The organism is Polaribacter sp. 11A2H (assembly GCF_011379025.1).
Classification (GTDB): Bacteria; Bacteroidota; Bacteroidia; order Flavobacteriales; family Flavobacteriaceae; genus Polaribacter.
The window spans coordinates 159,575-174,510 of the sequence record NZ_WTLD01000001.1 but is presented as its reverse complement, the minus strand read 5'-3'; the positions used below and the strand labels follow the sequence as shown (position 1 = coordinate 174,510).

The following is a 14,936-nucleotide window of genomic DNA, read 5'->3' as shown; positions in this document are numbered from 1 at the left end:
TTTTATCTACAAATTATTAGCTTCTGCAATTAACTCAGCAATATCTTTAACAACAACTTCTGCTTCTTTTTCTTTAAATTTAATTCCGTCTGTCATCATGGTATTACAATAAGGGCAACCTGTAGCAATAATATTTGGTTTGGTTTCTAAAGCGTCCTCTGTTCTTAAAACATTAATTTCCTTATCCCCTTTTTCTGCATCTTTAAACATTTGTGCTCCACCAGCTCCACAACACAATGCTGTAGATTTATTGCGTTTCATTTCTGTTAAATTAACGCCTAATCTTTTTATAAGTTCTCTAGGAGACTCATACACTTCATTAGCTCTACCTAAATAACAAGGATCGTGAAACGTTACTCTTTTCCCTTTTAAAGTAGTATCATCAATTTTTAAACGCCCTTCTGCAATTAAATTTTGTATGAATTGTGTGTGATGGAAAACTTCATATTTTCCTCCTAAAGAAGGATATTCATTTTTTAAAGTATTAAATGAATGCGGATCGCAAGTAACTATTTTTTTTACTTCGTAACCATTTAGCACTTCAATATTCATCATTGCCTGCATCTGAAACAAAAATTCATTTCCTGCTCTTTTTGCGGCATCTCCAGTAGAAGATTCTTCCGTTCCTAAAACAGCAAAATCTACTTTAGCTTGATGTAATATTTTTACAAATGCTCTCGATATTTTTTTAGCTCTATCATCATAACTTCCTGCTGCGCCAACCCAAAACAACACTTCTGGTTGCTTACCTTGAGCCATCATATCTGCCATTGTTGGTACGTTCATAACTTTGATGTTTATTCGTTTAAATGATTAATCGTATGTTCTCGATACAAATTTATTCGTTCCTCTTAAATTCACTCGAACTGACAGGAACTGAAAACTGAGACTGTTTACTGAATACTAATTTTGAAAACCACAGCTTTTCGCTGAAAACTACAACTGTAAATTGCCAACTATTTTTTACTCTTCGTTAGCCCAGTTTAATCTGTCTTGCTGATTGTATTGCCAAGGCGCTCCATTATTTTCGATGTTTGTCATCATCATATTTAACTCTTGTGGCGCTGCACTTTCTTCCATTACCAAATACCTTCTCATATCCATAATAATAGAAAGAGGATCTATATTTACAGGACATTCTTCTACACAAGCATTACAACTTGTACAAGCCCAAAGTTCTTCTGGAGAAATATAATCGTTTAATAATTGCTTACCATCATCAACAAAAACGCCTTTATTAGCATCAATATTTCTACCAACCTCTTCTAAACGATCACGAGTATCCATCATGATTTTTCTTGGTGATAATTCTTTTCCGGTAAGGTTTGCAGGACAAGATGATGTACATCTACCGCACTCTGTACAGGTGTAGGCATTTAATAATTGTACCCAATTTAAATCTGCAACATCAGATGCGCCAAACTTTTCTGGAACTGTATCTTCTGCTCCTTCAGCTGGTGCAGCATAAGGATCTGCATCTGGATCCATCATTAACTTTACTTCTGTAGTAACAGATTCTAAATTTGTAAACTGACCTTTAGGATTTAAGTTTGCAAAATAGGTGTTTGGAAACGCTAATAAGATGTGTAAATGTTTTGAGTAATATAAATAGTTTAAGAAAACTAAAATCCCTAAAATATGAATCCACCAACAAGTTCTTTCTATTGCGTGTAACCCTTCTGGAGAAAACCCATCAAATAAAGGCGCTATAAACTGACTGATTGTATTTCCAATTCCTGCTTGTTGAAAACTAGCGTCTGTAGCATTCATCACTAAAAACAAGGTCATTAACACCATTTCGAAATAAAGGATATAATTTCCATCGTTTTTAGGCCAACCTTTCATTTCCTTACTTAAGAAACGTTTAATATTAGATATATTTCTACGCAACCAAAAAACAATAACAGCTACAAAAACTAAGACTGCTAATACCTCGAAAACACCAATTAAAAAACCGTATAAACCATTACCTATAAGTCCTTTAAAAACTCTATGAGTTCCAAATAGCCCATCAATAATAATTTCTAAAACTTCTATATTTATAATAATAAAACCAACGTACACAACAATATGAAGAAATCCTGAAAAAGGTCTTTTTACCATTTTAGATTGCCCAAGAGCAATCATCAACATATTTTTTAAACGTTCAGGCTTTTTATCTGTACGATTAACCTCTTTTCCTAATTTTATATTTCTTAATAGTTTACGAATGTTCATCGCAAAAAAACTAAGTCCTAAAGCTAAGGCTAAAGCAAAAATTATGTTGGGTAGGTATTGCATATTAGTTAGTAGTTTATATAAAATTAGTTGTTTTCTTCTTGTAATTCGGTCTCTTTCTTAGGCGTATAAGGTTTTGCTTTTTTTCCGAATAAAGAAAAATGTACAAACCTCTTAGGATTCATTTTCATTTCTCTTAATAAGTTTTCTAACTCTTTAGACATAGAAGTTAAGTTATTATACATCGCATCATCAGTAATTAATTTACCAACGGTACCTTTACCAGCATGAATACCAGCTAACATTAAATTAACAGAATTTAATGTTATTTCTGCTTTATTAATAACAGCTCCAATATTTGCATTTGCTAAAGTATCAGACACTTTTGCGAAATTTTCTGTAATTTTCTTGGTGTTTTGTACACTTTCTTTTAGGTCTGAAGAAGTAGCATCTATCATTCCATTTACAGATAACATCATTTTTTGAACTTCACCTAAAGTCGTTTCTAAACTTGTAACAGAGTTTTTTAAACTCTTTTGTGTGTTTGTATCTAACACATTATTTACATTTTTAAATAATGAATCTGCGCTTACCATTACCATTTCTAACTTAGCTTGTATAGGATCTAAACGCTCTCCAATAGAAGTAAATAAACTAGATTCTATTTGACCTTTAAGATAGTCTCCCGAAATAGCCATTTCACCATCATAATTTGGTATTATAGCTAAATTAGAGCCACCTAAAGGACTAGGAGAATATATTTTTACAACACTAGTTTTAGAGAATTCAAAATCTTTTTCAATAGCAAAATTAACGACTAATTGCCCTTTTTTATCATCTGATTGATTAAAAGCAATATCTATAACTTTACCTACTTTTAACCCATTAATAGTTACTGAGCTAGACTTCGTTAAACCACCAATATTGGTGTATTCTACTTTAAAATAACGGGTATTTCCATCAAACAAGTTTTGACCTTTTAAAAAGTTATATCCCCATATAAATATGAATATAATAACAATAGCAACAATTCCTGTTTTTAATTCTTTAGACATCCATAAAAGTTTAATAACAAAACTACTAATAATTTTTGGTTGAGACCATCAAATCTATTGTATTTTAAGCGCTTCTTGTACAGAAATTTTTTCACCATTCTTAAAAGCAACAATAAAAGCAGAAGTATACCCTTTACCTTTTGCAACCTTTAAAGATTGTTTTACATTAGAATAGTTAGAAGTGTTTCCAAAATAATATTTATAATAACTACCTACAGCAACTCGCTCTACTTCTCTTAAACCTTTAAAATTGTATGCTTTTGTTTCTATTTTATTTCTTCCAGAGGCAACTTGCACTTTGTATTCAACATTACCTACTACTTTGCTTTCTGACACATTGTTGTTTACTGTATTTAGTTTTAAATTACCTAAATATTTTAAAACAGCTGCTGTAATGGCAGTTCCCATTTGTTCTTGACCTTTTTTAGAATTTAGATATCTACCTTCTGTTTTATTGGTTAAAAAACCTAATTCTACCAAAACACTTGGCATAATAGTTTCTCTTAAAACCTGAAAGTTATCTTGCTTTACTTTTCTATCATGTCTTTTTAATTTAGAGGTAAAACTATGTTGAATTAAACTGGCAATAGTTAAACTTCTATCTAAGTTTTCTTCTTGTAATAGAGATAAGCCAATTACAGATTCTGCAGAATTAGAATCGAATCCTTTATACTTCTCTTCATAATTATCTTCATAAAAAATGGAAGCATTTTCTCTTTTAGCAATTTCTAAGTTCTTTTTATTACCTCTTAAACCTAAAACAAAAGTACCCGCACCATATGCATTAGACGTATGAGAGTCGCAATGAATAGATAGAAACAAGTCTGCCTTTGCATGATTTGCAATTTCTCCTCTTTTCCATAAATCGATAAAAACATCGTCACTTCTAGTGTAAACAACTTTTATATCTTTAGTCTTAGATAATTTTCCTCCTACAAGTAGCGCAACTTTTAACGCTATATTCTTCTCTTTGTAACCGTTACCTAGGTTTCCAGGATCTTTACCACCATGACCAGCATCAATAACAACTACGTATTCTTTTTGCCCAAATAGTAATGATGGATTCATTAAAAATGAGAACGCAAAGAGAAAAAATAAAAGATTTCTTACTTTGATATTAATTTTGTGATTTTCTTTAATTTGCATCAATAAAATTTAACTAATTTTGGCATCGTAAATTTGGTGTTTCAAATATTGAGCCATACTTTTAACCTTTATACAAAAATAGCATTTAAAGCATTGCAAACAAACCTATCATACATTCTTTTATTTTGCGGTATCTTTTTTATAGAAATAGGCTTTTCACAAGCACTAGAATCTGAAGATAAAACAGCAATTACTAATGTTCAGAAAGATTCTCTTTTTAAAAATAAGAGAGATTCTTTAGCATTAAAAAAAACAGATTCAATTTCTTTAGACTCTATAAAACTTAAGGAAACTATAGAAGACATTATTGTGCATGTTGCTACAGACTACACCATACAAAATGCAAAAGACCAAACGGTTACACTTTATAACGAAGCAAATATCACCTATACAGATATCGATTTAAAAGCAGGTATAATTGTTGTTGATTATAAGAAAAACACTCTTTTTGCAAAAGGAATCATAGATAGTACTGGTTACGTTCAACGTCCTATTTTTAAACAAGGCAGTCAAGAATCTGAACAAGATTCTATTATCTATAATTTTAAGAGTAAAAGAGCTTTAATTTATGGATTAAAAACAAAACAAGGAGAAATGTTTACGTATGGAGAAAAAACCAAGCGTGTAAATGATTCTACTATATATGTAAGAAATATACGTTTTACTACTTCAGAAAAGAAAAATCCAGATTATTACATTGCAACTGACAAAGCTAAATTAGTACCTGGAAAAAAGATAATTGTGGGTACTAGTAATTTAGTTTTAGCAGACATACCTACCCCAATCTATTTACCCTTTGCTTATTTTCCTATAACAGAAACAAGTGTTTCTGGATTTTTAATTCCGTCTTTTGATACTGGAAGTAGTAATAGAGGTATTGGTTTTCAGAATGGTGGTTATTATTTTGCGATTAGTGATTATATGGATTTAACAGTTTTGTCTGATGTCTATTCAAACGGAAGTTGGGGTTCTAGAATATCTTCTAACTACAGGCAGCGGTATCGCTTTAACGGTTCTTTTAGTTTAAACTTCGAAAATAATATCAGCGGAATTAGAGGCTTCGATACTTATAGTAAATCTAACAACTTTAATATTAGATGGTCTCACAGTCAAGATGCTAAGGCGAGTCCTAACTCTAGATTCTCTGCTTCTGTAAACTTAGGTAGTAGTAAGTTTTTTAGAGAATCTCAAAACCAGTATAACATAGCACAGACGTTAACAAACACATTTAACTCTTCAATAAATTATAGCAAAACTTTTGTTGGTACGCCATTTAACATGAACCTTACTGCTAGTCATCAACAAAATACAAATACAGAAGCGATTACAATGACATTGCCATCCTTAACTGTAAATATGAGTAGAATATATCCGTTTGCGGGAAAAAATGGCATTCAGAAAACACCCATTCAAAAAATGGGTTTTAACTACACAATGCAAGGCCAGTATTTAATTAACACTACAGATGATGAGTTTTTTACACCAAAAATGTTTGAAACAGCAAGATCTGGAATGCAGCATAAAACAGGAACTAGTACAAATATAAAAGCATTTAAATACTTTACATTATCACCAAGTGCTAATTATGAAGAAACTTGGCAGTTTGATTATATTCAGAAAGATTATGATGTAACAGAAAATGTTGTTGTTACAGACACTCTTAGGGGCTTTAAAAGCTATAGAGAATACAATGCTGGTGTTAGTTTATCTACAAACATCTATGGTACTTTTAATTTTAAGAAAGGAAGATTAAAAACTATTAGACATACCTTTAGACCATCTATTTCTTATTCTTACAGACCCGATTTTAAGGATAAATACATAAAACAAGTACAGCAAAGTGCAGATGCCACCGATTTATTAGATTACACTGCTTATGACCAAGGTATTTATGGTGCTCCGTCTTCTGGCTTAAGTAATTCTATAGGTATTACTTTAAACAACGTTTTAGAAGCAAAGGTTGCTCCCAAAGACCCAGATAGTGACGAGGAAGATGAAAAAATAACTCTTTTAAATAATTTAAACTTTAGCAGTTCTTATAATATTGCTGCCGATAGTTTACGATGGTCTCCTGTTAGTTTTTCTGCAGGAACACGTTTATTTAAAGATAAGTTATCTATTAATTTAAGTGGTTCTATGGATCCTTATAAAGTAAATAGCGATGGTGTAAGAATTAATGAGTATAATGCAAATATTTTAAGATTAACAAATGCTAATTTAACTGCAAATTATTCTATATCTAGTACCGATTTTGACAAGGATAAAAAAGACAAATCTAAAGAAAGCGGTAACGGAGGTGACAATAATGTAGATATTATTGGAGCAGATATTAATCCTACTGGTAGAGATAATAGAAATAACGCTAATAATACAGAAGAAAAAAACACAAAGAAAGAGACAAAGTTATATAGAGCAGATATCCCTTGGTCTATAAATTTAGCCTACTCTACTAATTATACGAATAATGGTATAGACGGTGGTACTATTGGTGTGCATAGTATTATGTTTAGTGGTAACTTAGAACTCTCTCCAAAATGGAAAATGGGCTATTCTTCTGGTTACGATGTTAAAGGAGGTGCTTTTACATTTTCTAGATTTAATTTCACTAGAGATTTAGATAGCTGGCAATTTAATTTTAACTGGGTTCCTTTTGGTACAAATTCTTCTTACACGTTTTTTATTGGTGTAAAATCTTCTGTATTATCAGATCTTAAATGGGATAAAAGCAAACCTGCAGATAGAAGACTGTTTTAATACTACTTAGTGTTCAGTGTTCTAATCTAAAAAACTTAGACTACCTTATAGTAACAATCGTTAAAACGTATTAACTTTGTAGCTTTAGAATGCAATAATTTAGAAACATACAACCCAATGAAAAAAATAATAACAACAAGTAAAGCACCAGCTCCAATAGGACCATATAATCAGGCAGTATTAAGTGGAAATACGTTGTACACTTCTGGTCAAATTGCAATTAATCCAGAAACAGGAGAATTGGTTTTATCTTCCATAAAAGAAGAAACAACTCAAGTTATGGAAAACCTAAAAGAAGTTTTAGCTGCTGCTGATATGACTTTCGAAAACGTCATTAAAACGTCTATTTTTATTTCTGATATGAATAATTTTGGAGAAATAAATGCTATTTACGGAAACTATTTTAATGAAGAGACAGCTCCTGCAAGAGAAACTGTAGAAGTAGCAAACTTACCAAAGTTTGTAAATGTAGAAATTAGTGCAATTGCTATTAAATAGCAATTGCCTTCATTAATAAATCTGCAGATGCAGGGTTTGTTGCTAACGGAACATTGTGTACATCACAAATTCTTAACAACATTATAATATCTGGCTCATGAGGGTGTTTTGCATGAGGATCTCTAAAAAACAAGACCATATTACATTTTCCTTCTGCAACTCTTGCTGCAATTTGTGCATCTCCTCCAATAGGACCTGATAAGAATTTTGTAACTACAAAACCCGCTTTTTCTGCTTTGGAACCTGTAGTTCCTGTAGAAACTAATTTTATATTTTTTTTAAGCAAAACTTCTTTATGTTCGTTTAAAAACTGAACCATTTCTGCTTTTTTACCATCATGTGCTATAATTGCTATTTCCATAAAATAGTATTAAATTTATTTACTATAAAGATAAAAAAAAAGCCTGATAGAAAATTAATTCTATCAGGCTTTTTATTTATGTATAAACTACTTTATCTTACAAAGAAGCAGCATATTCTATTAAGTCTACAATCTTAGTTGAGTAACCCATTTCGTTATCATACCAAGAAACAACTTTTACAAAGTTATCGTTTAAAGCGATACCAGCTTTAGCATCAAAGATAGAAGTACGAGTATCTCCAACAAAGTCTTGAGAAACTACCATATCTTCAGTGTATCCTAAAACACCTTTCATTGCATCACTTTCTGAAGCAGCTTTCATTGCAGCACAAATCTCAGCATACGTTGCTGGTTTTTCTAACTTTACAGTTAAATCTACAACAGAAACATCCATAGTAGGAACTCTAAAAGCCATACCAGTTAATTTTCCGTTTAAAGCAGGAATTACTTTTCCAACAGCTTTTGCAGCTCCAGTTGAAGAAGGAATTACGTTACCAATAGCAGAACGTCCACCTCTCCAGTCTTTCATAGAAGGACCATCAACAGTTTTTTGAGTTGCAGTTGCAGCGTGTACAGTTGTCATTAAACCTTCTGAGATTCCCCAGTTGTCATTTAATACCTTAGCAATAGGAGATAAACAGTTTGTAGTACAAGATGCGTTAGAAAAAATCTTAGTATCTGCTTTTAATTCTTTGTTATTTACACCCATTACAAACATTGGTGTATCATCTTTAGATGGTGCAGATAAAACTACTTTTTTAGCTCCAGCTTCTAAGTGTTTTCCTGCAGTTTCTGCTGTTAAGAAAAACCCTGTAGATTCAATAATATATTCAGCTCCAATTTCTCCCCATTTTAAATCTGCTGGGTTTCTTTCTGCTGTAATTCTAATTTCGTTTCCGTTTACAACTAATTTACCGTCTTTTACATCAACAGTTCCATCAAATGCACCGTGAACAGAATCGTATTTTAACATGTAAGCTAAATAATCTACATCTAGTAAATCATTAATTCCTACTACCTGTATGTCTTTTCTATTTACTGCAGATCTGAATGCTAATCTTCCAATTCTACCAAATCCGTTAATTCCTATTTTAATCATTTTACTAGTTTTTAATTAATTATTTTTTATGTTGTTATAATATCAGAAATTCTAAGCAACTCGTGGTTTATAGAATGCCCACCAGCAATTGCTATTTTTATATCTGTACAAATTACTTTATTATCTTGTAAACCTACCATTAAATTGGTTTTGCCATCTAATAATAACTCTACTGATTTTACGCCTAGTCTACTTGCTAAAACTCTATCGAAACAAGAAGGTGAACCACCTCTTTGCATATGCCCAAGAACACTAACTCTAACGTCATATTCTGGCAAGTTTTCTTCTACATATTTTGCAAGATCATATACGTTTCTACCAGATTTATCTCCCTCTGCAACGACTACAATACTAGATGATTTACCTGCTCTTCTACTTCTTTCTAAAGATTCTAATAATCTATCTAATCCTAAATCTTCTTCAGGAATTAAGATTTCTTCTGCTCCTGCTCCAACACCTGCGTTTAAAGCGATAAAACCGGCATCACGCCCCATAACCTCAACAAAGAAAAGTCTATTATGTGAAGATGCTGTATCTCTAATTTTATCAATTGCTTCTACTGCCGTATTTAAAGCGGTATCATATCCTAAAGTATGGGATGTTCCAAAGATATCATTATCGATAGTACCTGGAATACCTATTACAGGGAAATCAAACTCTTCGTTAAACAAAACTGCTCCTGTAAAAGAACCGTCTCCACCAATAACAACCAATGCATCTACCTCACGCTCTATTAAGTTATCGTAAGCTTTCTGTCTACCTTCTTTGGTTCTAAATCCTTTAGATCTAGCAGATTTTAAGATTGTTCCTCCTTTGTTAATAATATTATGAACGCTTCTTGCATTTAAATCTACAAGATCATTTTCAATTAAGCCTTCATATCCTCTATATATACCTACACAACCTAAACTATAATAGGCACAAGACCTTACTACTGCTCTAATTGCGGCGTTCATTCCTGGAGCATCTCCTCCAGAAGTCATAACTGCTATTTTTTTAATTTTCTTCATATCCTGATGTAAATTTACTGCTTTATAACCATTTAAAATAATAAAATTACGAAATCGTTTTAGGCTAATTTTCGTTATTATAAGTGAAAAGTAGCTAATTTTTTCTAAATATTTTAATGGTTTACATTATTGTTTTGTTATTATTTTTTAAGACGCAAAAATAACCATGAACTCAAAAAAATTAAATGATAAAAATCACTTTTGTTTTAATAAATTGTAAGTTTATTAGTTTCCTTCAAAATTTATTAATTTATCCTTTAATCTTAAGGTAGAATCTCTTTTTATGAAAGTTTCGTTTTCTCTAACAACTCTTTTCTTTCCTTTAATTTTTCTTAACAAGCCAGAAAGTGTATTAAAATTAACCTGATAAGAAAGTCCTACACCTTGCGTATAGCCTTCTTCTTCAGTAGAATATTGTATTTCGTTTTGTCTATTAAAAATAACACCTCTAAAATTACCTTCTTTATTTAATAGAATTTCAACTTTTACCTCACCAACAACACTAGATTGCGTTTGTGTACCAACAGGCACTCCCACTTTTCCGTTAATAACCACTTTATCTCCTAACTGTGTGCTTACAGAAACATCAACCTGATTATCGGTATATAAACTTCCTATATCTGTACCACTATTTCCTTGTTGATAATCTACTCCTAATTGAAATTTACCATCAGGATTATTTAATAAGCTAGAAAAAGCAGCAGATACTGCACTAGAAGCTGTATTAGAAAAAGTTTCTCCTGCATTAAAATCTGCTCTATCTGGGTTTGCAAAACTACCAAAAGCAAGTAATGATATAAATTGGGTTGTTTTCTCGTTTACATTATTATCATTTAAAATAAACTCTAACTCACTCGCAATCGATGGATCTACATTTGTTAATTGAATGTCTAAATCTTGTTTAGAACTAAATAAACCTCCTGTAATTTTTGTTACTAAATCTACTTCAATTTTTCTATTAGAATTAAAATTTTGCAATAAAACCCCAGGATTCGCTTTTGCTTTATAAATTGCGGTGACATCTAAATTGGCTTCATACGGGTTTCCATTCCAAGAAACCGTACCTCCTTTTTGTATTAAGAATGGTTTGCTTACAATACCTCCATATTTAAAATCGTAAACACCAGTATCTATCATATAATCGCCAAACATGTTAAATTTACCGCGTGTATTTATCTCTATTCTTAAATTTCCTTTACCACTACCGGTTAACTGACTTCCATTTACCTCATCTATAACTACTTGTGCGGTTGCATCACTTGTTACGTCTAAATCTATATTTAAAGACAGTCCTTTTATTGCTTCTAAGGCAACCTCTTTTTGTTTTTCCTGAATTCCGGTTTCCTTCGTTTTAAAATGGATTAAATTATAACTATCTACGGTTTCTATATCTTTTAAAGGAACAACAAATGCGGTTCCAGGCATTGTTTTGGCATTAATATCTATGGTTAATTGATCTGTTAAACCAGTAATACTAGCAGATCCATCAATAAAAGCAGAACCATAATAGAGTGATTCATCTGTGTTTTTGGTGTCTAAAACTAATAAATTATTACTCTCTATTTCGATATTTAAAAACCACTTTTTAAAATTTAAATGGGTAATATCTCCAATAAGTCTTCCACGACTTTTATGCTTGGTGTCTACCAGTCTTACTTCTTCAAAAATAAACGACTGTTCTTGTAAACTAATTATAGACTCTCCTTCAAAATCATAATCTACATTAAGATACGGAAACTTTAAACCTGCATTTTTAAGCGTTAGAGTTCCTTCCATTTCGGGGTTACCTAAGAAACCTCTTAAAGAAAAATCTCCATTGGCAGTGCCTCTTATAGAGGATAAAACGTCTTGACCTAGCGGACTAAATGCATCTAATCCAAATTCTTCTAAATAAACATCTAAATCTATTAAGGGCCTTTTTTCTGAAAAATCTAAAGAACCAGTAGCTGCAATACTTTTTACTTTTTCATTATTTATAGCTAAATCTACTTGATATTTTTCGTAAGAATTATCTCCTTTTACATTTAAAGATAAATCTCCTTGCTTAAAATTATTAACTTGAAAATTAGCTATAGAAAGTAATGCTTCCGGGTTGTAAACTCCTTTACTTTGTACAAAATCTACATGACCAGATAAAACTCCTTTTAATGCAAGGCTATCTATTTTAGGTAAAAAACTCTCTAATTCTACCTTTGTAAAATCTGCTACAAGCACTTTCTCTGAATCTCCTTTTAAACTACCTGAAAACGCTATTTTTTGCTCGCCAGAGGTAAATTTAAACTGACTAAAATCAAAGTCATTTTCTTTGATATTGAAAGTAACTTTATTTTTATTTAATGAATCTGGATTAATCTCCCATGTATTTTCTTTAAATATAAAAGATGATTTTTCGAAACCAACTACAGATTTCCCTTCCGGATTATAGGTGTAGAAAAAATCGAGGTTAAAATCTTCGTTCTTTTTAATACCTCCTTTAAATTCTGATTTAAAATATAACGTATCATTCTGGTTTAAACTTAATAAGTTTAGTTTAGAAATATTATAATATTTTGTATTTACTTCAGATGCCGTTAAATGAGAGTTATAAAGTGGGTTTTGATTGTCTGTTCTTAACAAAATATCTTTTACCTCATTGCCATAAGCTTCTATTTTTGGAGAAGAAAACGTTAACCTTAATTGGTTCTTATCTGCCTTTATTTTACCTTTTATCTTTGTATTATTATCAATAGAAATCTCAGGAAAAAACACCGTAACAATTTGATTATAGATTGTAAAATTAAAATCTAAAAACTGATTTGGTGCTACAGTAAAAGGTTTATAGTTTGTATAAACACTACCTAAAGCATTTTGCGCAACGGGTAACAATTCTGAAAATGAAAATTTACCAGACAAATACCCTTCTGCAATATCTTTAGACACTACCTCTATTGTTTTAATACTATCTTTTAAAGAAGATATAACATTAAATTCTTTAAAATTAAATTCTTCTTTTTGGTTTGTGTATAAAATGTTTGTAAAAGTGGCTTTACCGGTAATATCATCAAACGTGTTTCCTTCTACATCTAATTCAATATTACCTTTTAAAACAGCTATACTATCTCTTGTAAAAAGTTTTGTTTCTTTTAAGTTTAGGTATTCTATATTAGATTTAAAATCGAACTTATTTATATCTGTAGACAAATCTGCCAACCCATTAAACTTCATTTTAAAGTTAACGTCATCTATCTTTAAATCTCCATCAAATTTATTATTTTGATATTGACCATTTGCTTCAATATTTTTATACGTATAATTTTTAAAATTGAGCTCTGCAACCGTACCTATAAAAGAAGTATTAATATTTTCTAGCTTAAAACCACTCCCTTTTACATCTCCTTTTAGAGAAACTTTACCAAATAAAGGATCATTGAATAACGCACCAATATCAAACTTATTTAAGGCTATTTTTCCGCTGTAGGCGGCATAATCAATATCGTCTATATTAGAAATTTGTAAATCTGATATAACATTACCTATTTCAGATTTTAAATCTAAATTGGCTTTAATTTCTTTTGATGTAACATGTACTTTTCCTTTTAAAGTAAATTGTCCAAATTTTACAAATTCCGATGGTAGTGTTTTACCCAAAACATTAGGTAAAATACTTTTTAAGTCATTATAAGTAGCTGTTACATCTCTTAAATTACCTTTAAAAATAAAACCTTTTTTAAAATCTACCGCATTTACAAAATCTAAATCACCAACTACCTTAATTCCTTTATTAGAGGTTAACCAAAGATTATTTAAGGAAAAGTTATTTAACTTTCCTTTAAAATCTCCAGTAAAAGTAATAATGTCGTTTCCATATAACTCCGTATAATATTTCTTTAAATCTGGAATAGAAATAGTACTTTTAGTAAAAGCCGCAGTAATATCTACCTTATTATTAAAGTCAATTAAATCTTTTCTTTTATACTTAAAAGCTATTGTAGCCTTAATTTTAGATTTTCTAGTTTGTAATGTTGTTTTTACAAAATGCATTTCCGTTTTAGAATACGAAAAATCGGTGGTTAAGTTGGTAACTTCTAAACCTCTATTATCTACAAAAAAAAGTCCTCTTATATTCGATGAAAAATCGGGTCCATACACTAATAAATCCTGTAAATTTCCGCCTCCATTACTTGCAGAAAATAAAACAGGACTGTTACTATTTTCGTTAATCAATTTATAATTTAAATCGCTTACATAAACGTTATCAGATTTTAATATAAAAGGTTTGGAGAGAGAATCTTTTGGAGAACCATCATTAAAATTATCTATAAAAATAGACATAGAATCGTCTTTTTCTCCTTTATAGGTTTTCATATAAACGTAAGCTCCATCTAGAGAAATACTACCAAGATTTACTTTATTATCTAAAAAATTTTTGGCATTTAAAATGGAGCTCGATAATTTTTTTACATATATTAAAGTATCTTGATGATGGTCTTTAATATCCACTCCTTTTAATTGAATATTACCTAAAAATGATAAATCTATTTTTTCTATAGAGATATGTGTATTAAAATCTTCATTAAGTCTTTGAGTGGCATAACTACCTAACTTTGTTTGTACCGCAGGTATAGAAATAAAAATAAAAATGAACAGCAAGAAGAGCACAAAGTACCCAAGGCATTTCAGTATTATTTTTCCTACTTTTTTGATAATCTTTTCTATTTAAAATGATTGTAACAAAGATGATAAATACGAATCAAAAACGTTGCCAATTACTACAAAGAACGTGCAAATTTAACAAAGAATTAAATTTCTATTCTTAA

Annotated in this window: 10 protein-coding genes; 2 read left to right on the top strand and 8 right to left on the bottom strand. The window is 30.5% G+C overall.

Annotated features, from left to right (window positions below; translation table 11 throughout):
• Positions 1–6: 6 nt before the first annotated feature.
• The 4 genes from GQS58_RS00780 to GQS58_RS00765 form a co-directional block, all read right to left on the bottom strand.
• Positions 7–786, bottom strand: coding sequence for a (Fe-S)-binding protein (locus tag GQS58_RS00780; protein WP_166381899.1), 780 nt, complete (start codon positions 784–786; stop codon positions 7–9).
• Between the two features lie 177 nt (positions 787–963).
• Complete coding sequence (locus tag GQS58_RS00775) at positions 964–2,280, bottom strand: (Fe-S)-binding protein (protein ID WP_166381897.1); 1,317 nt, start codon at positions 2,278–2,280, stop codon at positions 964–966.
• Positions 2,281–2,303: 23 nt separating this feature from the next.
• Positions 2,304–3,272: an MlaD family protein gene (locus tag GQS58_RS00770; RefSeq protein WP_166381895.1), complete on the bottom strand. Its 969-nt coding sequence runs from the start codon at positions 3,270–3,272 to the stop codon at positions 2,304–2,306.
• A gap of 54 nt (positions 3,273–3,326) precedes the next feature.
• Complete coding sequence (locus GQS58_RS00765) at positions 3,327–4,418, bottom strand: N-acetylmuramoyl-L-alanine amidase (RefSeq protein ID WP_166381893.1); 1,092 nt, start codon at positions 4,416–4,418, stop codon at positions 3,327–3,329.
• A 93-nt stretch (positions 4,419–4,511) separates the two neighbouring features.
• On the opposite strand from GQS58_RS00765, the gene GQS58_RS00760 reads away from it, so the two are divergent.
• Together GQS58_RS00760 and GQS58_RS00755 are read left to right on the top strand one after the other, a co-directional pair.
• Entirely contained in the window at positions 4,512–7,172 is a 2,661-nt protein-coding gene (locus tag GQS58_RS00760; RefSeq protein ID WP_205860346.1) for a putative LPS assembly protein LptD, read from the top strand.
• A 117-nt stretch (positions 7,173–7,289) separates the two neighbouring features.
• The gene (locus GQS58_RS00755) at positions 7,290–7,670 is read left to right on the top strand and encodes a RidA family protein (protein WP_166381891.1); all 381 of its coding nucleotides are present in this window, start codon (positions 7,290–7,292) and stop codon (positions 7,668–7,670) included.
• Here the strand turns inward: GQS58_RS00755 and GQS58_RS00750 are convergent.
• The 4 genes from GQS58_RS00750 to GQS58_RS00735 all read right to left on the bottom strand — a co-directional run bounded on the left by GQS58_RS00750 (position 7,663) and on the right by GQS58_RS00735 (position 14,778).
• A complete protein-coding gene (locus GQS58_RS00750) occupies positions 7,663–8,031 on the bottom strand; it encodes a methylglyoxal synthase (protein WP_166381889.1) in 369 nt (122 codons plus the stop codon). The genes GQS58_RS00755 and GQS58_RS00750 overlap by 8 nt on opposite strands.
• Positions 8,032–8,128: 97 nt before the next feature.
• Entirely contained in the window at positions 8,129–9,130 is a 1,002-nt protein-coding gene (gene gap, locus GQS58_RS00745) for a type I glyceraldehyde-3-phosphate dehydrogenase (protein WP_166381887.1), read from the bottom strand.
• A 26-nt stretch (positions 9,131–9,156) separates the two neighbouring features.
• The gene (gene pfkA, locus GQS58_RS00740) at positions 9,157–10,140 is read right to left on the bottom strand and encodes a 6-phosphofructokinase (RefSeq protein WP_166381885.1); all 984 of its coding nucleotides are present in this window, start codon (positions 10,138–10,140) and stop codon (positions 9,157–9,159) included.
• Positions 10,141–10,365: 225 nt separating this feature from the next.
• The gene (locus GQS58_RS00735) at positions 10,366–14,778 is read right to left on the bottom strand and encodes a translocation/assembly module TamB domain-containing protein (RefSeq protein WP_166381883.1); all 4,413 of its coding nucleotides are present in this window, start codon (positions 14,776–14,778) and stop codon (positions 10,366–10,368) included.
• Between the last annotated feature and the right edge of the window lie 158 nt (positions 14,779–14,936).

Coding starts and splice junctions, on each gene's coding strand:
- GQS58_RS00780 (WP_166381899.1), bottom strand. CDS start 786: ATGAACGTACCAACAATGGCAGATATGATGGCTCAAGGTAAGCAACCA.
- GQS58_RS00775 (WP_166381897.1), bottom strand. CDS start 2,280: ATGCAATACCTACCCAACATAATTTTTGCTTTAGCCTTAGCTTTAGGA.
- GQS58_RS00770 (WP_166381895.1), bottom strand. CDS start 3,272: ATGTCTAAAGAATTAAAAACAGGAATTGTTGCTATTGTTATTATATTC.
- GQS58_RS00765 (WP_166381893.1), bottom strand. CDS start 4,418: ATGCAAATTAAAGAAAATCACAAAATTAATATCAAAGTAAGAAATCTT.
- GQS58_RS00755 (WP_166381891.1), top strand. CDS start 7,290: ATGAAAAAAATAATAACAACAAGTAAAGCACCAGCTCCAATAGGACCA.
- GQS58_RS00750 (WP_166381889.1), bottom strand. CDS start 8,031: ATGGAAATAGCAATTATAGCACATGATGGTAAAAAAGCAGAAATGGTT.
- gap (WP_166381887.1), bottom strand. CDS start 9,130: ATGATTAAAATAGGAATTAACGGATTTGGTAGAATTGGAAGATTAGCA.
- pfkA (WP_166381885.1), bottom strand. CDS start 10,140: ATGAAGAAAATTAAAAAAATAGCAGTTATGACTTCTGGAGGAGATGCT.